General features: G+C 70.8%; 22 protein-coding genes and 1 pseudogene. 10 read left to right on the top strand and 13 right to left on the bottom strand.

All coding sequences use genetic code 11. From position 1 onward, the window contains the following. Window positions 1-88: 88 nt before the first annotated feature. On the bottom strand, window positions 89-247 hold the full coding sequence (locus RCP38_RS19020; protein WP_308474451.1) for a hypothetical protein: 159 nt from the start codon (window positions 245-247) through the stop codon (window positions 89-91). A 483-nt stretch (window positions 248-730) separates the two neighbouring features. Here RCP38_RS19020 and RCP38_RS19015 point away from each other — a divergent pair, with 483 nt between their 5' ends. Beyond that, window positions 731-1,840 carry a DUF4328 domain-containing protein gene (locus RCP38_RS19015; RefSeq protein WP_373692400.1) on the top strand — a complete coding sequence of 370 codons (1,110 nt, stop codon included), beginning with the start codon at window positions 731-733 and terminating at the stop codon, window positions 1,838-1,840. Between the two features lie 4 nt (window positions 1,841-1,844). Then, window positions 1,845-2,645, top strand: coding sequence for a glycerophosphodiester phosphodiesterase (locus tag RCP38_RS19010; protein ID WP_308474449.1), 801 nt, complete (start codon window positions 1,845-1,847; stop codon window positions 2,643-2,645). A 21-nt stretch (window positions 2,646-2,666) separates the two neighbouring features. Here the strand turns inward: RCP38_RS19010 and RCP38_RS19005 are convergent, their stop codons facing one another. Together RCP38_RS19005 and RCP38_RS19000 are read right to left on the bottom strand one after the other, a co-directional pair. Then, window positions 2,667-3,206, bottom strand: a complete 540-nt coding sequence (locus RCP38_RS19005) for a ferritin (protein WP_308474448.1) — start codon at window positions 3,204-3,206, stop codon at window positions 2,667-2,669. 148 nt (window positions 3,207-3,354) lie between these two features. Continuing rightward, a pseudogene (locus tag RCP38_RS19000) lies at window positions 3,355-4,530 on the bottom strand (LCP family protein); the annotation flags it as partial. 146 nt (window positions 4,531-4,676) lie between these two features. On the opposite strand from RCP38_RS19000, the gene RCP38_RS18995 reads away from it, so the two are divergent. Then, window positions 4,677-6,935, top strand: a complete 2,259-nt coding sequence (locus RCP38_RS18995; RefSeq protein WP_308474447.1) for a cellulase family glycosylhydrolase — start codon at window positions 4,677-4,679, stop codon at window positions 6,933-6,935. Here the strand turns inward: RCP38_RS18995 and RCP38_RS18990 are convergent. Both RCP38_RS18990 and RCP38_RS18985 read right to left on the bottom strand, forming a co-directional pair. Then, window positions 6,932-7,684: a CPBP family intramembrane glutamic endopeptidase gene (locus RCP38_RS18990; RefSeq protein ID WP_308474446.1), complete on the bottom strand. Its 753-nt coding sequence runs from the start codon at window positions 7,682-7,684 to the stop codon at window positions 6,932-6,934. The two genes, RCP38_RS18995 and RCP38_RS18990, sit on opposite strands and share 4 nt — an antisense overlap. A gap of 31 nt (window positions 7,685-7,715) precedes the next feature. Beyond that, complete coding sequence (locus RCP38_RS18985) at window positions 7,716-8,546, bottom strand: DUF2470 domain-containing protein (RefSeq protein ID WP_308474445.1); 831 nt, start codon at window positions 8,544-8,546, stop codon at window positions 7,716-7,718. A gap of 136 nt (window positions 8,547-8,682) precedes the next feature. Between RCP38_RS18985 and pheA the strand changes: the two genes are divergently transcribed. Beyond that, a complete protein-coding gene (gene pheA, locus RCP38_RS18980; RefSeq protein WP_308474444.1) occupies window positions 8,683-9,534 on the top strand; it encodes a prephenate dehydratase in 852 nt (283 codons plus the stop codon). Next, window positions 9,531-10,226 carry a histidine phosphatase family protein gene (locus tag RCP38_RS18975; protein WP_308474443.1) on the top strand — a complete coding sequence of 232 codons (696 nt, stop codon included), beginning with the start codon at window positions 9,531-9,533 and terminating at the stop codon, window positions 10,224-10,226. Before pheA ends, RCP38_RS18975 begins: the two co-directional genes overlap by 4 nt. 5 nt (window positions 10,227-10,231) lie before the next feature. On the opposite strand, the gene RCP38_RS18970 is transcribed toward RCP38_RS18975, so the two are convergent. Further along, complete coding sequence (locus RCP38_RS18970; protein ID WP_308474441.1) at window positions 10,232-10,582, bottom strand: metallopeptidase family protein; 351 nt, start codon at window positions 10,580-10,582, stop codon at window positions 10,232-10,234. Then, the gene (locus RCP38_RS18965) at window positions 10,579-11,679 is read right to left on the bottom strand and encodes a septum formation family protein (RefSeq protein WP_373692399.1); all 1,101 of its coding nucleotides are present in this window, start codon (window positions 11,677-11,679) and stop codon (window positions 10,579-10,581) included. Before RCP38_RS18965 ends, RCP38_RS18970 begins: the two co-directional genes overlap by 4 nt. Before the next feature lie 82 nt (window positions 11,680-11,761). On the opposite strand from RCP38_RS18965, the gene serS reads away from it, so the two are divergent. Further along, complete coding sequence (gene serS, locus RCP38_RS18960) at window positions 11,762-13,021, top strand: serine--tRNA ligase (RefSeq protein WP_308474440.1); 1,260 nt, start codon at window positions 11,762-11,764, stop codon at window positions 13,019-13,021. Here serS and RCP38_RS18955 read toward each other — a convergent pair. After that, window positions 13,018-13,665, bottom strand: a complete 648-nt coding sequence (locus tag RCP38_RS18955; RefSeq protein ID WP_308474439.1) for a TetR/AcrR family transcriptional regulator — start codon at window positions 13,663-13,665, stop codon at window positions 13,018-13,020. The genes serS and RCP38_RS18955 overlap by 4 nt on opposite strands. A gap of 131 nt (window positions 13,666-13,796) precedes the next feature. Here RCP38_RS18955 and RCP38_RS18950 point away from each other — a divergent pair, with 131 nt between their 5' ends. Next, the gene (locus RCP38_RS18950) at window positions 13,797-13,940 is read left to right on the top strand and encodes a hypothetical protein (RefSeq protein ID WP_224863966.1); all 144 of its coding nucleotides are present in this window, start codon (window positions 13,797-13,799) and stop codon (window positions 13,938-13,940) included. Window positions 13,941-14,037: 97 nt separating this feature from the next. Further along, window positions 14,038-14,859: a tyrosine-protein phosphatase gene (locus RCP38_RS18945; protein WP_308474438.1), complete on the top strand. Its 822-nt coding sequence runs from the start codon at window positions 14,038-14,040 to the stop codon at window positions 14,857-14,859. A gap of 48 nt (window positions 14,860-14,907) precedes the next feature. Here the strand turns inward: RCP38_RS18945 and RCP38_RS18940 are convergent, their stop codons facing one another. The 3 genes from RCP38_RS18940 to RCP38_RS18930 form a co-directional block, all read right to left on the bottom strand. Beyond that, window positions 14,908-15,771, bottom strand: coding sequence for an SDR family oxidoreductase (locus RCP38_RS18940; protein WP_308474437.1), 864 nt, complete (start codon window positions 15,769-15,771; stop codon window positions 14,908-14,910). An 85-nt stretch (window positions 15,772-15,856) separates the two neighbouring features. Continuing rightward, entirely contained in the window at window positions 15,857-16,795 is a 939-nt protein-coding gene (locus tag RCP38_RS18935) for an SAM-dependent methyltransferase (RefSeq protein ID WP_308474436.1), read from the bottom strand. 79 nt (window positions 16,796-16,874) lie between these two features. Further along, window positions 16,875-17,525: a TetR/AcrR family transcriptional regulator gene (locus RCP38_RS18930; protein WP_308474435.1), complete on the bottom strand. Its 651-nt coding sequence runs from the start codon at window positions 17,523-17,525 to the stop codon at window positions 16,875-16,877. A gap of 128 nt (window positions 17,526-17,653) precedes the next feature. Here RCP38_RS18930 and RCP38_RS18925 point away from each other — a divergent pair, with 128 nt between their 5' ends. Then, the gene (locus tag RCP38_RS18925; protein ID WP_308474434.1) at window positions 17,654-18,244 is read left to right on the top strand and encodes a TetR/AcrR family transcriptional regulator; all 591 of its coding nucleotides are present in this window, start codon (window positions 17,654-17,656) and stop codon (window positions 18,242-18,244) included. Here the strand turns inward: RCP38_RS18925 and RCP38_RS18920 are convergent. Beyond that, on the bottom strand, window positions 18,231-19,133 hold the full coding sequence (locus RCP38_RS18920; protein WP_308474433.1) for a DNA-3-methyladenine glycosylase family protein: 903 nt from the start codon (window positions 19,131-19,133) through the stop codon (window positions 18,231-18,233). The genes RCP38_RS18925 and RCP38_RS18920 overlap by 14 nt on opposite strands. Before the next feature lie 76 nt (window positions 19,134-19,209). On the opposite strand from RCP38_RS18920, the gene RCP38_RS18915 reads away from it, so the two are divergent. Next, complete coding sequence (locus tag RCP38_RS18915; protein WP_308474432.1) at window positions 19,210-19,599, top strand: nuclear transport factor 2 family protein; 390 nt, start codon at window positions 19,210-19,212, stop codon at window positions 19,597-19,599. Window positions 19,600-19,605: 6 nt separating this feature from the next. Here RCP38_RS18915 and RCP38_RS18910 read toward each other — a convergent pair whose 3' ends face one another. Then, window positions 19,606-20,001 carry a DUF427 domain-containing protein gene (locus tag RCP38_RS18910; protein ID WP_308474431.1) on the bottom strand — a complete coding sequence of 132 codons (396 nt, stop codon included), beginning with the start codon at window positions 19,999-20,001 and terminating at the stop codon, window positions 19,606-19,608. Window positions 20,002-20,009 lie beyond the last annotated feature (8 nt).

Raw genomic sequence — 20,009 nt, 5'->3', positions numbered from 1 at the left:
TCAACATTGCTCCACTGTGCGGAGGACCGCAACCACGGGGTGGGTAAACAGCCGGTGGCCGCCGACATGCCGGGCGGGCGGCCCGGGCTCAGGTCAGGACGAGCGCGAGCAGAACGGTCAGCAGCACCAGGGCGACCACGCCGGCGCGCAGCGATGCGAGCAGGTAGGCGCGCTTGTAGGTGGACGATCCCGCGTGCCAGTTCGCACCCGTGGAGACGGATCCGGGTCGAAGCGAACCCGCCGTCATTGCCCTGCCCTCAACATCCCGATGCCCCCAACTTCGCCGTGCACCCCACCCCCGTGAGGCGCATCACAGTAGTTCTGTGACGGTGATCATAGCGTCTCGCGCGCGGAGTGGAAAAATCCGGGCAATAACCCGACTTACCGGCAGTGATACCCGTCCGGCGACGCCCGGCCCCGATCGTGGGCGGGGGCAGCTGGTTAGCAGATCAACCGATTTCGCTCGGCGTTGTTAGTCGGTTCACTGTGGCGTCGCCTCGTTATCCACAATCGGTGGGTCCGCCGGTGCGCTAAAGCCACTTCAGCCCGTCCACGACCGTCGACGTAACTGTGGATAAACCTGTGGAAACTGTGGATAGTCGACGGTAGCTGGCCGGGTCGTAAGCCGACCGTGATGCAGTGTTTGCGGTTTCGATGCCCGGCGTTCACTCAGCGGTGACCCGAGCGCGGTCCGCTCCGTCGACCTTGCCCGCACGGCTAGGCTGGTCCGGTGATCCAGGTGTGTTCCCGCTGCAATACGCGATGGAACGTGCGCGACCGACAGCGGGCGTGGTGCCCGCACTGCAACGGTGCCCTGTGGGCGCCGTTGACACCGGAGCAGGAAGCCGAGCTGCAGCGGTCGGCGTCCGGCCCGCCCGCGGCCGGTCCCGCCGCGCCGCCCGCCGCCGGCGGACCACCGCCGGCGCAGCCCCGGTCCGGACCCGGATACCGGTGGATCGCGGTGCGACCGGGCCCGCCGCCGCCGCAGCCGCCCCCGCAACGTCCACCGGGGCCCACGCCGCGCTACGCGACGATCCCGCGCTGGACCCTGATGGGCGCCCCGGCCCCGGCCGCGGCGCCGGCGAAGTCGGCCGGGCCCGTCGCTCCGGAACCGCGCACCATGGAGCGGGCGCTCGGCGGCGCCATCGCCGCGCTCGGTATCGCCGCGCTGGTGCACGCCCTGATCTATGCGTTGATGCTGATCAACCGGACCACGCTGCTGAATCCCTGGATCGCCGGCGGCGCGGTGTGGCTGGGCCGGCTGGCCGGGCTCGCCGCGATCGCCGCGGTGTTCGGGTGCGCGGTGGTGTTGACCCGGTGGCTGCTGGCCCGGCGGTCGGCCGCCTTCACCCGGCGGCACCTGCCCGAGTCGCGTTCGGCCCGGGCGATCTGGGCCGGCTGCCTGGTGCCCGTGGTGAACCTGGCCTGGGCGCCGGTCTTCGTGATGGAACTGGCATCGCGGGAAGGCCGGCTGGAGCGGCTGCGGAAACCCATCGTGGTGTGGTGGGTGGTGTGGGCGGCCGCCACCGCGGTCGCGGTGTTCGCCACCGCCACCAGCCGCGCCGACGATGCCCAGGGCATCGCGAACAACGTGGTGGCCACGGTGCTGGCCTACCTGCTGGGTCTGGCCGCGGTGCTGACCGCGGCCCGGGTGGTCGAGGGATTCGAGCGGCGCTCGATCGGCCGGCCCGCCCACCACTGGGTGGTGGTCTCCGACGGTCGCGACAGCGCGCCGCCGGAACCGTCGGCCCCGCCGCGGGACACGGCGGCCGACCCGGATCCCGACGCCGAGCCGCCGACCGAGGTGCTCAAGTCGGCCGGGCGCGAACCGGCGGCATAGCGGCATGACACCGGCCGGCGATCTCGTCGCGGAGCACCCGTTCGTGGTCGCGCATCGGGGGGCGTCGGTCGACCGCCCGGAGCACACCCTGGCCGCCTACGACCTGGCGCTGGCCGAGGGCGCCGACGGCGTCGAGTGCGACGTGCGACTGACCAGCGACGGACATCTGGTCTGTGTGCACGACCGGCGGGTGGACCGGACCTCCGACGGGGTCGGCGTGGTGAGCGAGATGACGCTGGCGCAGTTGCAGCGCTTCGACTACGGCGCGCGGCACACCGGTTCCCGGTGGGACGGCGTCGGCGACACCGGCCTGCTCACGCTCGACGCGCTGGTCTCGTTCGTCCTGGACTGGCACCGGCCGGTGAAGATCTTCATCGAGACCAAGCACCCGGTCCGCTACGGCTCGATGGTCGAGCGCGAGGTGCTCAGCCTGCTGGACCGGTACGGGCTCGCGGCGCCGGCATCGGCCTCCCGGTCGCGGGCGGTGGTCATGTCGTTCTCGGCGGCGGCGGTATGGCGGGTCCGCCGGGCCGCGCCGCTGTTGCCCACGGTGTTGCTCGGCGAGGGCGCGCGTTACCTGACCGGCGGCACGGCGACGACGGTCGGCGCCACCGCGATCGGCCCGTCCATCGAGACCCTGCGGGAACATCCGGATCTGGTGGACCAGGCGGCGGCCCGGGGCCGGGCGCTGTACTGCTGGACCGTCGACCGGGCCGAGGACGTCGACTTCTGCCGGGACGTCGGCGTGGCATGGGTGGCGACGAATCAGCCCGCCCGAACCAAGGCGCGGTTGCGGGCGGGCTGATCGGCGGGTGCGGGGCGGGGTCTACCCGCCGGCGATACGTGGCGCGCCGGCCTCCGGGGTCACGGTGCCGATCTCGCGTGCGATGAAGGTCTCCAGTTCGAACATGTTGCCCGCGGCCCGGTCGGCGACCCGCAGCAGCCGGGTCATGGTGGCCACCTCTTCGACCTGCTCGCGCAGGAACCACTGCATGAACTGTTCGCCGAGGTGGTCGTTCTCGTCCCGGGCGACGCCGGCCAGCCGGGTGATCTGCTCGGTGACGGTGCGCTCCTGCTGAAGCATCAGTGCCAGCGCGTCCCGCGGCGCGTCGAACCGGTTGCGGACCGCGTCCACGCCGGGGATCTCCACCTCGATGTCGCGGTCGAGCAGGTACTGCACCAGCATCATCGCGTGGTTACGTTCCTCGACGGCCTGCGCGTAAAAGAATTTCGCCAATTGCGGATAATCCCCGCCGTCGAAATAAACCGCTACCGCCACATATTGCTGCGCCGCGGTGAATTCGTGATAGATCTGCTCCTGGAGCAGCGCATGGAATTTAGTCGTGTGGTTGTCGGTGTCGATCATGTTCGCCATGCTACCGCTGGTCAGCATGGGTGCGCATCCAAGGCGAGGCTTACTCAGGCCAGCGTTGCCTAAGTAAAGATAGGGTACGCTTCGAAATGGCGATTCGACGATCCGAATTGAGGTTTGGCTTAATTAACCCTATCTGATAGGGGGGGGCGGAATCCCGGCGTAATGCGTCGAATAGCCGGGCCGCGCTGGTGTGGTCCCACACCACCGCGTCGCCGGAGTCGGTGTAGACGAACTCGCCGATCGGCACGGTCAGCGACGTCGTCTCACCCCGCACCGCCCAGCCCAGGGCCGCCAGGTCCAGCACGCCGGTGTCGGCATCCACCGTCACCGCGTCCGCGGTCGCGCGCGGCACCGTGTACCAGCGCACCGGATTGAGCCAGACCGCCGGATCGGTCAGCCGGCTCAGCAGGGCGGCCAGGAACAGCCGTTGGTGCTCCATCCGATCCAGGTCGGCGCGCGGGGTGGCGCGACTGCGCACGTAGCCCAGCGCCGCCGCGCCGGACATCTGCCGGCAGCCGGCCGGCAGATCGAGCCCGGCCAGGGGATCCGCGATCGGCTCGTCCGGGCAGAGCGTGACACCGCCGAGCGCGTCGACCAGGCCGGCGAACCCGGCGAACCCGATCTCGAGGTAATGGTCCAGCCGCACCCCGGTGGCCTGCTCCACGGTTCGGGTCAGCAGCGCAGCGCCGCCGAGGGTGAACGCGGCGTTGATCTTGTCGTCGCCGTGACCGGGGATGGCGACATAGGAGTCCCGCGGCAACGACACCACCGTCGGCGCAACGCCCGAACCCGGCGCCGGCAGGTGGACCAGCAGCAGGGTGTCGGTGCGCCCGTCGCCGAGGTTCCCGCCGGTGCTCAGGTCCTGCTGTTCGGCCGGGGTGAGATCGGCGCGACTGTCCGAGCCGACCAGCAACCAGGTGGTCCCGCGTCCTGCCGTCGGGCGGTCGGGGTAATCGGCGAACGCCACGGTGCGACGCAGCGCGCCGTCGAGCCATACCGCGACCCCCGCCGCGCCCGCGGCACCGATCAGCACCACCAGCAGGGCGGACACGGCCAGCCGGCGGGGCCAGGAGCGTCGTCGCCGCCGACGGGATACCGGTGGCCGGGGCGCGGGGGCGACGAGCGGGCGCGGCGGGGCCTGGGGGACCGGGCGCGGCGGCGGCCGCCGGTTGCCGGGTGCAGCGGGTGGCGGGACCGGCCGGCCCGGCGCGGCCGGCGGCCGCCCGTGCGGGTCGCGGTAGAGCACCGGCGGCGGTTCACGGCGCGCGGGTCGCGGTGTATGCCGGGGCCGGCCCGGCCGGTGATCGCCGTTCACCTGCTCAATCTACGTGCCGGATACGCGTCCAGCGGTGGTCGCGCAACCGGCCGGGCCTCTCAGCTTTTATTAGCGATACTCCCAACAAATTGTTACTTTGACCCGGCCGGTCGTAGTCACGGCCGCGGAGAGAGGTCGAGGCGCAGATGGCGAGTCAGAGTCGCACCGAGCGGAAACGTCGGGTCGTCGGGCTGGGAACGGCCGTGGGGGCCTTCTTGGCCCTCGGAGTGACCCCGCTGGTCGCGGCCGCGCCGGCGTCCGCCGAGATCTTCGGCGACGTTTTCGAGCCGGAGCCGTTCGTGGCCACCGCCTTCGACGGGCCGGACTGGGCCGGGCTGCCGGCCGGTGCCGCCGACGCATCGATCCTGGACTTCTCCGACCCCACCGCGTGGTTGCTGGACTTCGTCTACACCCCGCTGCACACCGGTCTGGAGGAGTTGCTCGACAGTGCCGGCGTGGCCCCGCTCGTCGACGGGCTGAACCAGCTCAGCCAGACACTGGGGCTGGGGCTGATGATCGGTGACGGCGCGGCGGGCACCGCCGAGCAGGCCGCCGGCGGGGCGGGCGGCTGGCTGTTCGGTGACGGCGGGGCCGGCTGGGACAACACCGCGGCCGGCGGTGTCGGCGGCGCCGGTGGTGCGGCCGGCATGTTCGGCAACGGCGGGAGCGGCGGCGCCGGTGGCGAGGGCGGCGCCGGCGGGGTCGGCGGTGCCGGCGGCTGGCTGATGGGAGTCGGGGGCACCGGAGGTTTTGGCGGCGACGGGATCACCGGCGGGATCGGTGGCGGCGGAGGCGCCGGGATCGGCTGGCTGCTGGGTGTCGGCGGGACCGGCGGCGTCGGTGGCGACGGTAGCCATCTCGGTGGAAACGGCGGCGACGGCGGGGTCGGCTCGGCCTGGTTGGGCAGCGGCGGCGACGGCGGGGCCGCCGGTGACGGCGTCTACCTCGGCAGCGGAGATCTGCCGGCGCTGGGTGGGGCCGGCGGCACCGGTGGCCTGCTGGGCACCCACGGCGCGGTCGGTCACGCCGGTCTGCTGGACGGGGCCCCGGATAGGGGCCCGGCCGAACTGGCCACCGCCGGCGGCTGGATCGTCGATCACGACGGCCGGGTGGTCATCCTGCAGGGCGTCAACCAGGTGTACAAGTCCGCGCCGTTCTCCCCGGGCGGCAACGGATTCGACGCCGACGACGCGGCGTTCCTGGCCGCCAACGGTTTCAACGCGGTGCGGCTGGGCGTGTACTGGTCGGAGATCGAACCGCAGCCCGGTACCTACAACCTGGAATACCTGGACTCGGTCAAGGAGACCATCGAGACGCTGAAGGCGCACGGCATCGTCAGCGTCATCGACATGCACCAGGACCTCTACAGTGCCGCGATCGGCGGGCACGGCGCCCCGGACTGGGCGACCCTGTTCAACCCCGACGACAACGACACCAGCCAGGCGTTCCCGTTCGCCTACGCGCTCAACCCGGCGCAGAACCAGGCCTGGGATGCGTTCTGGTCCAACACGAAGGTCGACGGCGTCGGGCTGCAGAACTCCTACGCGCGGATGTGGCAGACCGTCGCCGACCACCTGGGCGGGACCCCCGGGGTGGCCGGCTACGAGATCATGAACGAGCCGTGGCCCGGTTCGCCGTGGCTGGGCAGCCTGTTCGGCCCGCACTTCGACGCCCAGACCCTGACGCCGTTCTACGACCAGGTGATCGCGGCGATCCGGTCGGTCGACACCGACACCACGGTGTACTTCGAGCCGAACGTGTTGTTGGGCAACGTCGCCCCGGTCACCCACCTGAACATGGTCGACGACGACAACACGGTGTTCGCGTTCCACGACTACTGCATCTTCGACGCCCTGGGCACCGGCAGTGCCGCGGGCTGCTCGCTCTGGGACGGGCTGATGATGAGCGCGGCCGACGCGTTCGCCGGCGCCCACGGCATCCCGGCGGTGGTCACCGAGTTCGGCGCCACCTCCAACACCGACACCATCGCCAGCCAGCTGGACTCCATCGACCCGCACCGGTTCGGCTGGCTGTACTGGGGCTACACCAACGAGGCGGGGTCGCTGGTGCACGACACCAACGCGGCGCCGACCGGGGACAACGTCAGCGAGTCCATCGTGGCGACACTGGCCCAGCCCTACCCGCAGGTGATCGCCGGCGTGCCGAACGCCTGGTCGTTCTCCGACGGCGTGTTCTCGTTCAGCTACTCCACCGCGATGGCCGACGGTTCGGGCAGCTTCGCGGCCGGGTCGCAGACCCAGATCTCGATCCCCGCCGTCCAATTCCCCGACGGGTATCAGGTCAGCGTGAGCGGCGGCGAGGTCGTCTCGGGCCCCAACGCCGCGGTGCTGGTCATCGAATCCGGTGCCGGAGCCGGCACCGTCACGGTGACCGTGACCCGTTAGCGCAGCCAGCCCAGCTGGTCGGCGAAGAGCGTGTAGCCGACGAACGCCACGGTGTCGATCAATCCGTGGGCCAGGATCAGCGGCCACAGCCGCCCGGTGCGCTGCCAGGCGTAGCCGAACACCAGGCCCATCGCGACGTTGCCCAGTCCGGCGCCGAAACCCTGGTAGAGGTGATACGCCCCGCGCAGCAGTGCCGAGCACACCAGCGCCACCGGGGCCGAGACCCGCAGTTGCCGCAGCCGGGTCAGCAGGTAGCCGACGACGATCACCTCTTCGGCCCACCCGTTGGCGAACGCGATCACGATCAGCATCGGCGCCCGCCACCAGCTGCCGTCGGCGGCCGCGGGCACCACGTCGGCGTTGAGTCCCAGCGTGCGGGCCAGTAGATACAGACCCAGCCCGGGCAGTCCGATCAGGGCGGCCAGCCCGAGGCCGCCGGCGACGTCGGTGCCCCGCGGTCGCCGGTCCAGCCCGATGCGGGCCGGCCCGTATCCGCTGCGCTGCAACAGATAGACCGCCAGCGCGCCCCACGCGATCAGCTGGACCGCCCAGGCGGCGTTGAGACCGAAGTCGATGACGTCGAAGTAGGACCGGCGGGGGTTCAGCGCGATCTTCTGGGCGCTCAGATCGCGCAGCACCGAGTCGGCCAGCTGCAGGATCGCGGTGACGGCGCTCAGGCCGTAGGTGACCGCGAGCACCAGCACGATCTCCAGGCGCAGTGCGCGTCGCTCAACCGGCGGCTCGGTCACCTCGTCACGGTAGCGGCTGGGCCGGCGGCCGCTAGAGACGGCGGGCCGGCAGCCCGTTGCGGAACGGGCAGCCCAGCAGGGCGCGCACCGCCCGGTTCAAACCCTGCACGTCGGTGACCGGGCGCGGGAAGCTCAGCCGGACATCGTGATCACCGTCGGCGGCCTCCACCCGCAGCCACATGCCGTAGCGGTCCACCGCGAGCGGGCGGGGGCGGCCCCGCCGCAGCCGCGGCGGCAGGGTGACCGCGGCCAGCCGGGCCACCATCTCCGGGTGGGCCGAATCCAGGTGCTGCAGCCAGTGCGCCTCGATCGCGCAGAACGGGTCGGGGCGCGCCGCCAGCAGGTCGGTCACCTCGACCGCCTCGGCCCCGGTGGTGTCGGCCAGCACGGCCGAGTCCGGGGTGAGTCGCAGCAGCGCGTAGCCGTCACCACCGTCATCCGGTGTCGGCCCGACACTCCGCGAATGGCTCGCCGACCGCGGTGAGAGGACCTGCAGCAGAGCCGGATTGGGGTCCACCGCGGCGATCTGGTCGAGCAGGACGGGGATGTCGGCGGCGGGCACCGGGTGCAGCAGGCCGCGGATCCATACCAGTGCGCGGACCCGCTCGCGTAGCCGTAGCGGGGCGTGGTCGGTCAACTCCAGCATCGCCTGCACGCCGGATTCGGCGGCGGCCACGGTGACCGGGTCGCCGGCGGGAACGGCGACCACCAGCGATCCGTCGGCCAGCAGGTGGCAGACCGGCGCGTCGACCGGTGCGGCATCGGCCGAGTCGGCGATCGCCAGGAGTGCCTGGCCGCGGATGCAGGCGCTGCGAATCCGCTCGGCGGAGGTCGGGACGGTGACTGCTGTCGTGGTGGCCATCTATCACCCTTTCGAAGTGAGGTAAGCCTAACTTAATTAAAGACCGGGGGGAGCGCAACAGCGGAATCCGGATTCGATTCGTCCCCCGGTGTCGCCGACGGCCGCGCCGGCGGGCCGCGGCCGATAGGGTTGAGCGGTGACCCGCATCAGCTATCTCGGCCCGGCGGGGACCTTCACCGAAGCGGCACTGCTCGCACTGACGCGTGCCGGATTGGTCCCCGGCGACGATCACCGCCCGGTTCCCGTCGACAGCACGCCGGCCGCCCTCGCGGCGGTGCGCGACGGTGCCGTCGACTACGCATGTGTGCCGATCGAGAACTCGATCGAAGGCGGTGTGACGCCCACCCTCGACGGGCTCGCCATCGGGACGCCGCTGCAGATATTCGCCGAAACCGCCTTGGACGTCGCGTTTTCGGTGGTGGTGCTGCCGGGCCGCACGCTCGCCGACATCCGCACCGTCGCCGCTCACCCGGTGGCCGGCGCCCAGGTGCGCCGCTGGCTGGCCGAGCGGCTACCGCACGCGCAGGTACTGCCGGCCAACTCCAATGCCGCTGCCGCGCAGCAGGTTTGCGACGGTGAAGTGGACGCCGGGGTCAGCACCGCGCTGGCCGCGCGGCAGCGCGGCCTGACGGCGCTGGCCGAGGGCGTCATCGACGAGGACAGTGCGCGGACCCGTTTCGTCCTGGTCGGCCCGCCCGCTCCGCCCCCGCCGCGCACCGGCTCGGATCGCACCTCGGTGGTGCTGCGGCTGAAGAACAAGCCCGGGGCGCTGGCCGCGGCCCTGATCGAGTTCGGCAGCCGCGGAATCGATCTCACCCGCATCGAGTCCCGGCCGACCAGGACCGGACTGGGCACCTACCTGTTCTTCCTGGACTGCGTGGGCCACATCGACGACGGTGTCGTCGGCCAGGCGCTGGAGGCGTTGCGGCACAGCTGTGACGACGTGCGCTATCTCGGTTCCTGGCCGGCCGGAACGGGGGCATCATGAGTGGACGGTTGATCCTGCTGCGGCACGGCCAGTCCGTCGGCAACGTCGCCCGCCGCCTCGACACCCGCCCGCCGGGATCCGAGCTGACACCGCTGGGGCGCGACCAGGCGCGGGCGTTCGCGACCTCGACCGCGGGCGTCCACCGCCCGATGCTGATCGCCCACTCGATCGCCACCCGGGCGGTGCAGACCGCCGCCGAGATCAGCGGCCGGCTCGGCGTGACCGCCCGCGCGCTCGACGGCATCCACGAGGTGCAGGCCGGCGCGCTGGAGAATCGCAGCGACGACGACGCGATCGCCGAATTCAACGAGACCTACAAGCGCTGGCACTGCGGCGAACCGGGGATCGCGCTGCCCGGCGGGGAGTCGGCCGAACAGGTGCTGGACCGGTACCTGCCGGTGGTGACCGACCTGCGGATGCGCTACCTCGACGACGACGACTGGACCGGCGACATCGTCGTGGTAAGCCACGGCGCGGCGATCCGGCTGGCCGCGGCGACGCTGGCCGGCGTGGACGGCGGGTTCGTGCTGGACAACCACCTGGAGAACGCCACCGCGGTGGTGCTCGCCCCGATCACCGATGGGCGCTGGAGCTGCGTGCAGTGGGGCGCGCTGACCCCGCCGTTCTATCCCGAGCCCGATGCGGACCCGGTCGGGGACGCGCTGCGCTCCGACACCGACCCGATGGGGTAGGGCGGTCAGCCCCAGCCCAGTTCGTGCAACCGGTCGTCGTCGATACCGAAGTGGTGGGCGATCTCGTGGATCACCGTGATCCGGACCTCGTCGACGACTTCTTCCTCGGATTCGCACATCTCCAACAGCGCCCGCCGGTAGATGGTGATGGTGTCGGGCAACGACCCGGCGTAGCTCGAATCGCGTTCGGTCAGCGCGATGCCCTCGTAGAGGCCCAGCAGATCCGGTTCCTCGGCGTTGCGGTCCTCCACCAGGATGACGACGTTGTCGAAGGCGGCGGCCAGCTCGGCCGGGATCAGGTCCAGCGCGTCGGCGACGAGTTCGTCGAACCGGCGCGGGTCCATCTCGACGCTCACCGTGGCTGCGGCAGTTGGTTCAGCCGTTCCGCGGGGATCGAGGGCGGCGGGACGGGTGGCTGGCCGTTGATCAGCAGCGGGCCGCGGGCGCTGTTGAGCAGTGCCGCCCAGCCGCCGTTGCCCAGCGCGGCACCCACGCTGCACGCCACCTCGCGGCTCCCCGCCGACCAGCTGGGCAGCGACAGGGTGGCGTAGGTCAGGGTCAGCGTGGTGTCGCGCAACTGCACCGGGTCGAGGTATTCGTCGGTGAGCCGGGTGCAAGTGTCCTTGATGTAGGCGTCCTGCTCGGGCTCGGGCGGCAGCACGTCGGGGAACCGCTCGGCCAGGTTGACCGTGCCGGTGACCTCCTTGGTGTGCGGTGCGGCGCAGTCGACCGGGACGTCGTTGGGCTGATTGGTGGCCGGGTCGATGCCCAGGCAGGTGCCCGGCGGCCAGACCTTGGACTGGTCGATGTCGGCGACTTTGCCGGTGAACGCGGCCTGTCGGCCGCCCTCGCCGGGCAGTTGCAGGCCGCAGAGCATCCGCCGTTCGCCGTGCAGGCGCCACGCCCGGTCGCCGGCCCACAGCATGCTGGCGACGAACTTGCTGTGCGGGTCGAACTTGGGCCCCAGGTAGCGGCGGACCGAGGACTCGCACTGCTCCTGGGTGATCTGCTCGATGCGGGCGGTCGACGGCGGCGGGGCGTCGGGCCCGTACTCGGATCCCGGGAACATGTTCATGTCCACCGGGCCGGCGACCTCGAACTTGTGCTCCTCGGCGCAGCCGACCACCGTGGCCCCGTCCAGGTCGTCGTCCGGCCAGTTCAGGCAGTCGCCGGCCAGCGCGCGGTCGATCGCCTCGTTGCCCTTGACCGGGCCCAGCCCCAGTGCCGGGGCCGCCGCTTTGCCGCCGGCCACCGCCACCGGTTCGGCGCCCAGGTGGCTCAGCAGGGCGGCCGGGCCCTCGTCGAGCAGCGGTGCGACGGTCACCAGACCGGCGATCAGCAGGCCGCCCAGCGCGGTCAGCAACAGCGTGCGGCGCGTGGAGGTGGCCCGCAGCGTGCGTCGCAACGACACCCGCTTGGCGGGTGGATCCGGCTGGTCGGCTGCCTTCGACATCGGGTCCATTCTGACAGGCAGTCCTCGACGCGTGACAAATGATGCGAAAGTGATGCCGTCCGCCAGGTTGTAGGGTTTTGCCGTGATCGACCTGAAGCTGCTGCGTGAAGACCCCGACCGTGTGCGCCGCTCCCAGGTGAGCCGCGGTGAGGACCCGGCCCTGGTGGACGCCCTGCTCACCGCCGACACCGCGCGCCGCGCCGCGATCGCGGCCGCCGACACCTTGCGGGCCGACCAGAAGACCGCCAGCCGGTCGGTGGGCAAGGCGTCGCCCGAGGAGCGGCCCGCCCTGCTGGCGCAGGCCAAGGAGCTTGCCGAACAGGTCAAGGCCGCCGAGACCGCCCAGGGCGAGGCCGAGACGGCGTTCACCGCCGCGCACCTGGCGATCGCCAACGTCGTCATCGACGGGGTGCCCGCCGGCGGCGAGGACGATTACGCGGTGCTGGACGTGGTGGGTGAGCCGCCGTCGATCGAGAACCCGCGCGACCACCTGGAACTCGGCGAAGCGCTGGGCCTGATCGACATGGGCCGCGGTGCCAAGGTCTCCGGCTCGCGGTTCTACTTCCTGACCGGCCGCGGCGCACTGCTGCAGCTGGGCCTGCTGCAGCTGGCGGTGCGGGTGGCCGTCGACAACGGCTTCACCCCGATGATCACCCCGTCGCTGGTCCGCCCCGAGGTCATGTCCGGCACCGGTTTTCTGGGGGCGCACGCCGACGAGATCTATCGCCTCGAAGCCGACGACCTCTACCTGGTGGGGACCTCCGAGGTGCCGCTGGCGGGCTACCACTCCGACGAGATCCTGGACCTGTCCGCCGGGCCGCTGCGCTACGCCGGCTGGTCGTCGTGTTTCCGCCGGGAGGCCGGCAGCTACGGCAAGGACACCCGCGGGATCATCCGGGTGCACCAGTTCGACAAGGTGGAGGGCTTCGTCTACTGCCGGCCCGAGGACGCCGAGGCCGAACACCAACGGCTGCTCGGCTGGCAGCGCGAGATGCTGGCCCACATCGAGGTGCCGTATCGGGTGATCGACGTCGCCGCAGGCGATCTCGGGTCCTCGGCGGCGCGCAAGTTCGACTGCGAGGCGTGGGTGCCGTCCCAGGCCACCTACCGGGAGCTGACCTCGACGTCGAACTGCACCACTTTCCAGGCCCGCCGACTGTCGACCCGCTACCGCGACGAGAACGGCCGACCGCAGACCGCCGCGACGCTGAACGGCACGCTGGCGACCACCCGCTGGCTGGTGGCGATCCTGGAGAACCACCAGCAGCCCGACGGCAGCGTGCGGGTGCCGCAGGCGCTGGTGCCCTACGTCGGGGTCGAGGTGCTGGAGCCGACGCGCTAGTCGCCGAGCGGCGACTCGACCCGGATCTTCTCGTCGCGGATCAGCCCGCGCAGCAGCGCCGTGCTGAACTCCGCGGCGATCTCCTTGGCGCTGCGCCGGCCACTGGGCCGCAACCAGCGGTAGGCGCCCAGCGTCATGCCGATGTAGCCGAGCGCCAGCACGTGCGAATCGCACGGGTAGAACTCGCCGCTGGCGATCCCGCGGTCGATCAGGCCGTGCACGTGCTCGTAGACCTGGGCTTCCTTCTCGCGGATCTCGGCGACCTGCTCCTCGGTGAACCACTCGGTGATGTAGGGCTGCTCCTGGAAGTAGACCGCCGCGCCCTCGGGATTGACCGCGATCTGGTCCAGTAGCCGCACGGTGTACTGGTACAGCGCCTCGCGTGCGGTCCAGGACGGGTCGTCGTGGACCGCGGCCAGGGTGCGTTCCGCCGCGCCCTGGTAGATGTCGTAGAGGATCAGCGACTTACTGGCGTAGTAGTGGTAGACGGTTGCCTTGTTCAGCCCCACCACGTCGGCGACGTCGTCCATCCGGGTGCCGTGGTAGCCGCGGGCGGCGAACAACTTGGTGGCGACCGCAAGCAGCTCCTCGCGACGGGAGGGACCCTGGGTGGATGCCCCCGGCGTAGCCTTGCCGTTTGCCATGTTCACTCGCTATCCGGCCGGCCGCGTTAACGGCGCGTCAATCAACTGGTTGGAAGGATTCTATGCAGTCCGGTGTCCCGACGTTGACGAGCGGACTAAACTGGGCGGATCCAAGCTAAGGGGATGACGACATGGGTCCTGGTTACGGTTACGATCCGAATCCGGATTACGAGATGAGCGACGAAGCCGAGTTCTTCTTCAAGTACCTGACCTGGGGTCTGCGCGGCGTCGACGGCGGCGGCGGTTACCCCCCGCAGAACTACCCGCCGATCTAAGGCGCCGGTACACCGCACGACCCCCGATCCCAGCGCGGATCGGGGGTTTTTGCGTCTGCGCGACGACGCCGCCGGCGCGGTGCCCTATCGTGGCCGGGTGACCTCCCAGCCGAATCTGCCCGGGGCGTGGAATTTTCGCGACGTGTCGGAGACCGCCGGCGCATTGCGTCCGGGCCGCCTGTTTCGCTCCAGTGAACTGAGCCGACTCGAGGACCGGGGCCGCGAGGTGTTGCGCAGCCTCGGGGTGGCCGATGTGGCAGACCTGCGCTCGCCCCGAGAGGTCACCCGCCGCGGGCCGGGCCTGGTGCCCGAGGGCGTCGGAATCCACCTGCTGCCCTTCCCCGACCTGGCCGGTGACCACGACCCCGACCCCGACGGCGCGGCGCCGCACGAAGACGCGTTCCGCAACATGATGGCGGAGAAGCCCGACGAGGACTCGGCCGCCGATGTGGCCGCACGTTTCATGCTCGAGGAGTACGAGCGTTTCCCCACCCTGGCGGGGTCGCGTCGCGCGGTGCAGACGGTGGTGTCGCTGCTGGCGACCGGCCGGCCGGTGCTGGCGCACTGCTTCGCGGGCAAGGACCGGACCGGTTTCGTCGTCTCGGTGGTGCTGCAGGCGGCCGGGGTGGACCGCGATGCGATCGTCGCCGACTATCTGCGCAGCAACGCCGCGGTGCCGGTGCTGCGCGACCGGATCATGGAGATGGTCCGGTCGCGGCCGGAGGCCGAGATCACGCCCGAGGTGCTGACCTTCACCGAGGCCCGGCTCTCGGACGAGGTGCTGGGGGTGCGGCCGGATTACCTCGACGCCGCCGACCGCTCCATCCAGCAGAACTTCGGTTCGTTCGACGCCTTCCTGGCGGCCGCCGGGGTCACCGACGCCGACCTGGACGGACTGCGCAACGCGCTGCTGCGCTGACCGCCCGGCCGGCGCCGGTGACCCGGCACGACAACCGGCTCGGCCGGGTTACTGCAGCGAGAAGTTCGCGGCCTTGGCCGCCGACAGGTCGGCGATGGTCGACCACTGCGCGGCGATCTCGTCGACCGACGGCGGGTTCTCGAAGACCGCGCCGGCGTTCTCGAACAGCGCCGCGCGCTGCACCTTGCCGCCGCCGGCGATGAACACCGAGCCGGTCTCGGCGACCTCTTCGGTGCACAGGTAGGCGACCACCGGCGCGACGTACTCGGGCTTGAGCTTGGCCAGCACCTCCGGCGGGAGGATGTCCTCGGTCATCCGGGTCGCGGCGATCGGGGCGATGGCGTTGGCCTTGATGTTGTACTTGGCGCCCTCGATGGCCAGCGTGTTGATCAGGCCGACCAGGCCGAGCTTGGCCGCGCCGTAGTTGGCCTGGCCGAAGTTGCCGAACAGCCCGCTGGTGGAGGTGGCCACGACCACGCGGCCGTAGCCCTGCTCGCGGAAGTGCGTCCACGCCGCCCGCACCACGTTGTAGCCCCCGTAGAGGTGCACCTGCAGCACGGCGTCCCAGTTCTCCGACGTCATCTTGTGGAAGGTGCCGTCACGCAGGATGCCGGCGTTGCTGACGACGCCGTCGATCTTGCCGAACTCGTCGACCGCGGTCTTGACGATGTTGGCCGCGCCGTCGGCGTCGGCGACACTGTCGTAGTTGGCGACGGCCCGGCCGCCGGCCTCCTTGATCTCGCTGACCACCTGGTCGGCCATGTTGTGCCCGGCACCGGTGCCGTCGCGGGCACCACCGAGATCGTTGACCACCACACAGGCCCCCTCGCGGGCCAGGGTCAGGGCGTATTCACGGCCCAACCCTCCACCGGCTCCGGTGACGACGACAACACGATCCTGCACTCCGGACATCAGATTCCTTCCTCGATTCGATCCAGGCCTTCTCTGTATACGGGGAGTGAATCGGCGACGCCAGGGCGGGTCGGGGTATGGGGGATCAGGCGCGCACCGCGGTGACGAAGTCCGAGAAGGCGTCGGCGTCGTCACCCATGGGCACCTCCACCCAACGGTTCAGCCGGCGCATCTCGGCGGCGGCGGGCTGGGCCGCGGCCCGCCAGCCGTGCCCGTCGAGCCACTCCCGCACCGGCGCGCGATCCTCGTCGGCGTAGATCAGGTCCTGGATGTCCACGCTCTGCGCCACGCCGATGGTGTCGGCGATCTTCTTGAACCGCTCGGACAGTTGCTCGCGGCGCTCGTCGGAACGGTGGTTGCCGGCGGTCTCCGCCGCGATTCGGCTGCCGGGCGCACTCAGGGCGGTGATCTGTTCGAACAACCGGTCCTGGGCGTCGGCGGGCAGATACATCAACAGCCCCTCGGCCAGCCACGCGGTGGGTGCCGCCGGGTCGAAGCCGGCCGCGGTCAACGCGGTGGGCCAGTCCTGCCGCAGGTCGATGGCGACCGTCCGGCGCTGCGCCGACGGCGTCACACCGGCCGCGGACAGCACCCGCTCCTTGTATTCGAGGACCTTCGGCTGGTCGATCTCGTAGACCGTGGTGCCGGCCGGCCAGTCCAGCCGGTAGGCCCGCGAGTCCAGCCCGGATGCCAGGATCACCACCTGCCGGATCCCGGCCGCGGTGGCGTCGGCGAAGAAGGCGTCGAAGAAGTGGGTCCGGACCGCCTGATAGTTGCGCATGTGGTGGTACACCGCGGCGATCTCCGGGTCGATGGCGGCCACCTTGTCGACCAGGCTGCCGTCGAGCAGCGTCTCCCAGATCCCGGTACCGGCGTCGGCGACCAGGAGGTGGGCGTACGGGTCGGAGATCAGCGGGTCCTGCCCGGCGGTCTCGGCCGCGCGCGCCGCGGCCACCATCACCGCGGTCGAGCCCACGCTGGTGGCGATGTCCCAGGTGTCGTCGTCGGTACGCAGTGCACTCATCGGGTTACCTCGCTTGGTTGCGGCCCGGGTCGTACCCCGGGGTCGCCGACCATGCTAGCGACGAAAGTTAGCCGGTCTATTAACCGTTGCCGTCGGCCGGCTGACGCAATTGCCAGAGTTGCTGAGACAGCAGGGCCTGCACGTTGGCGATCACGCGCGCCGAGGCGTCCTGGCTGTCCACCAGTGACACGTAGAAGCCGATACCCCAGAACACCGCCAGGACCGTCTCGGTCAGCTCATCGATCCCCGCCTCGGTGACCAACTCGCCTCGGTCGACGGCGTTGCCGAGCACACCGGACAGGAACTGGCGGGTGGGTGCCTGTAGGTCGCCGACCAGCTCCCGCAGTTCCGGGTCGCGCTGGGCGTCGAGCACCGCGGTCACCGCGAAGGCCGCCGCGGTGCGGTTCTCCTCGCCGAGCTGCGCGAAGGACAGGATCACCGACGACAACTGCCCGATCAGGGTGGTCTCCGAACGCGCCCGCTCGACCGCACCGTCGAACAACGCCCAGGTCTGCGCCAGGACCGCCTGGTAGAGCAGGTCTTTGCGGGGGAAGTAGTGGTTGATCGCCGGGCGGGTCAACTGTGCGCGTTCCGCTATCGCCTGGAAGGTGGTCGCGTGGTAGCCGAGCTCGCCGAAGATCCCCCCGGCGGCCGCCACGATGCGTTCCCGGGTCAGGCCCGACCGGGGCCCCCGGGGACGCCCGACCTGGCGAAATCCGGACTTCTGCATGAGAAGAATCCTGACATGAAGGGCGGTTACCCGGCAGTATTTCCAGAATATTCATTCACTTACCGGCGTCTGGGGGAGGCATCGTCGTATACCCGCCGCCCGCAGGTCACGCCAACTAAAGTCGACTTATGGCTCCGGTCCTCTCTCGTCAGGCGTATTTCGAGACAGGTCTCGACGTGCTGTCCGAACTGGGCTACGGCGGTCTCAAGCTGGCCGAGGTCTGCAATCGGCTCGGTGTGACGACGGGCTCCTTCTACCACTACTTCGCCAGCTGGCCGGTCTACACCCGTGACCTGATCCAGCACTGGCTGGAGGAGCGCACCGTCCAGCACGTGGAATTCGTACGGGCCATTCCAGATCCACGTCAGCGCGTCGGCAGCCTGATCGAGATCGCCATGACGTTGCCGCACGGCGCCGAAGGCGCCATCCGGTCGTGGAGTTCGGCCGATCCGCGGGTGTATGAGGTGCAGGCCGAGGTGGACCGGCAGCGCTACGACATCGTCTACCAGTCGGCGCGCGAGGTGCTGCAGCACGACCGCCAGGCCGAGTTGTTCGCCAACTGGGCGATGTACCTGCTGGTCGGGTTCGAGCAGGTCCTGTTGCCCCGCGACAACGCCGCGTTCGCCTGGATCGCCGACCAGTTGCTCGAGGCGCTGGACTCCGGCCGGTTCGCCACCGCGCCCCCCGTCGAAGAGCCCGGGCCGATCACCGGGAGCTGATCCGCTGCACCGGCAGGCGCGGGCCGCGGCGCCGGCCGTCGGCCAGCCCGCTCGCGATCAACAGGCGCACCACCCGGTACCGGTGCGGTCGCATCGGCTCCAGCAGTTCCACCATCGCCTCGTCGTCGATCGGATGGCCCAACAGCGTGCGACCGATCATCGGGGCCAGATGGTAATCCCCGACCGACAGTGCGTCGGCGTCGCCGAAGGCCCGCTGGGCGGTCTCGGCCGCCGTCCACCGGCCCACCCCCGGCAGTGAGCGCAGGGCGGCCCGCGCGTCGGCCGGCGACCGGCCCGCCAGCCGTTCCAGCGCGGCCGCCCGCCCGGCGCAGCCGACGATGGTGCGGGCCCGCCCGCCGTCGACGTTGGCGCGGTGGAACGTCCACGACGGAATGCGGCGCCACACCTCCGGCGACGGCGGCACCCGCATACCCGCCGGTGCCGGTCCGGGCGCCGCGGTGCCGAACTCGGTGACCAGCAGACGCCAGGACCGGAAGGCGTCGGTCCCCGGCACCCGCTGTTCGAGGACCGCCGGGATCAGCGCTTCGAGCACCCGCCCGGTCCGGCCCAGTCGCAGGTGCGGCAGTGCGCGCTGCGCGGCGAGCACCGTCGGCTCCGACGGGACGAAATCCGATGCGTCGTCGTCGGCGCCCAACAGTCCGGGCGCGGTGTCGAGGAATTCTGCGGCCCCGGCACCCCACGCGACGCACTCCACCGTCGTCGGCGACGTCCGCGCGATGCGTGCCGTCACCGGTCCGCCGGCCATCAGGCTGGTGCGCCAGATGGTGTCGCCGTCGACCCGCAGGCACGGATCGCCCGGCCCGCGGCGCAACGGCGCCAGGGTCAGCCCGGGGCTGACCGGGCCGGGAAAGGTGACGGTGCGGCGCACGGAACGGTCGATGACGCGATCATAGGTATGCGGTGTTCGCGTTGACCATCGCGTTTCCCCACGCCACCATGGGGGAGTGGCCACACCGTTCGATGACCCGCAGGCGGAACTGGCATGGATGTTTCTGCAGGGCATCTGTGGCGATGACGATCTGGACGACACCTTCGCGCTGGTCAGTGACGACTTCACCTGGTGGAGCATGCTGACGCGGCAGGACGTCGACAAGCAGACCCTGCGTCGGCAGGTGGAGCAGCGCCGTGCCGGGCTGCAGATCAGCCTGGATCTGGTCCGCTGCATCAACGAGCACGAGACCGTGGTGATCGAGGCGCTCGGGGAGTGCACGACCGCCGACGGTTCGCATTACGACAGTCCGCTGGCCTACATCGTCGACACCCGGGACGGCCGGATCGTCTCGGTGCGCGAGTACACCGACACCCGGTTCGCCGGGCCGGCGCTGGGGCTCTGACGCGGCTCAGCCGTCGGCGACGGTGATGTCGGCCTTGTCCGGGTAGAACGCGACGTGCCCGGCGATCGCGGCGACCGCGTCGAACGGCTGCTCGTAGGCCCAGATCGCATCATCGACGACCCTGCCGTCCGGGGTGGTCACCCGGTAGTAGACGGCATCGCCCTTGAACGGGCAGTAGGTGGTGGTGTCGGTCCGGCTCAGCAGGTCGCCCCGCACGTCGGCCATCGGCACGTACTGCACCGCGGGCCGGTCGGCTTCACGCAGCGTCAGGGCGTCGACGGTGTCGGCGACGATCTGGCCGCCGATCCGCACCGTGACCCGCCGGCCGGTCGGGGCCACGGTGATCGGGTAGTCGGCGGTCGGGATGTGCACCGGCCGCCGGTTCGAATCGCCGTGACTCATCGGCCATC

This window comes from Mycolicibacter sp. MU0083, from assembly GCF_963378075.1.
Classification (GTDB): Bacteria; Actinomycetota; Actinomycetes; order Mycobacteriales; family Mycobacteriaceae; genus Mycobacterium; species Mycobacterium kokjensenii.
The sequence above is the reverse complement of the archived record's forward strand: the minus strand, read 5'-3'. Positions and strand labels throughout refer to the sequence as shown.

Excerpts from the sequence above, each read along its gene's own strand:
- RCP38_RS19020 (WP_308474451.1), bottom strand. The coding sequence starts at position 247 with ATGACGGCGGGTTCGCTTCGACCCGGATCCGTCTCCACGGGTGCGAAC.
- RCP38_RS19010 (WP_308474449.1), top strand. The coding sequence starts at position 1,845 with ATGACACCGGCCGGCGATCTCGTCGCGGAGCACCCGTTCGTGGTCGCG.
- RCP38_RS19005 (WP_308474448.1), bottom strand. The coding sequence starts at position 3,206 with ATGATCGACACCGACAACCACACGACTAAATTCCATGCGCTGCTCCAG.
- RCP38_RS18995 (WP_308474447.1), top strand. The coding sequence starts at position 4,677 with ATGGCGAGTCAGAGTCGCACCGAGCGGAAACGTCGGGTCGTCGGGCTG.
- RCP38_RS18985 (WP_308474445.1), bottom strand. The coding sequence starts at position 8,546 with ATGGCCACCACGACAGCAGTCACCGTCCCGACCTCCGCCGAGCGGATT.
- RCP38_RS18975 (WP_308474443.1), top strand. The coding sequence starts at position 9,531 with ATGAGTGGACGGTTGATCCTGCTGCGGCACGGCCAGTCCGTCGGCAAC.
- RCP38_RS18965 (WP_373692399.1), bottom strand. The coding sequence starts at position 11,679 with ATGTCGAAGGCAGCCGACCAGCCGGATCCACCCGCCAAGCGGGTGTCG.
- RCP38_RS18955 (WP_308474439.1), bottom strand. The coding sequence starts at position 13,665 with ATGGCAAACGGCAAGGCTACGCCGGGGGCATCCACCCAGGGTCCCTCC.
- RCP38_RS18950 (WP_224863966.1), top strand. The coding sequence starts at position 13,797 with ATGGGTCCTGGTTACGGTTACGATCCGAATCCGGATTACGAGATGAGC.
- RCP38_RS18940 (WP_308474437.1), bottom strand. The coding sequence starts at position 15,771 with ATGTCCGGAGTGCAGGATCGTGTTGTCGTCGTCACCGGAGCCGGTGGA.
- RCP38_RS18935 (WP_308474436.1), bottom strand. The coding sequence starts at position 16,795 with ATGAGTGCACTGCGTACCGACGACGACACCTGGGACATCGCCACCAGC.
- RCP38_RS18930 (WP_308474435.1), bottom strand. The coding sequence starts at position 17,525 with ATGCAGAAGTCCGGATTTCGCCAGGTCGGGCGTCCCCGGGGGCCCCGG.
- RCP38_RS18925 (WP_308474434.1), top strand. The coding sequence starts at position 17,654 with ATGGCTCCGGTCCTCTCTCGTCAGGCGTATTTCGAGACAGGTCTCGAC.
- RCP38_RS18910 (WP_308474431.1), bottom strand. The coding sequence starts at position 20,001 with ATGAGTCACGGCGATTCGAACCGGCGGCCGGTGCACATCCCGACCGCC.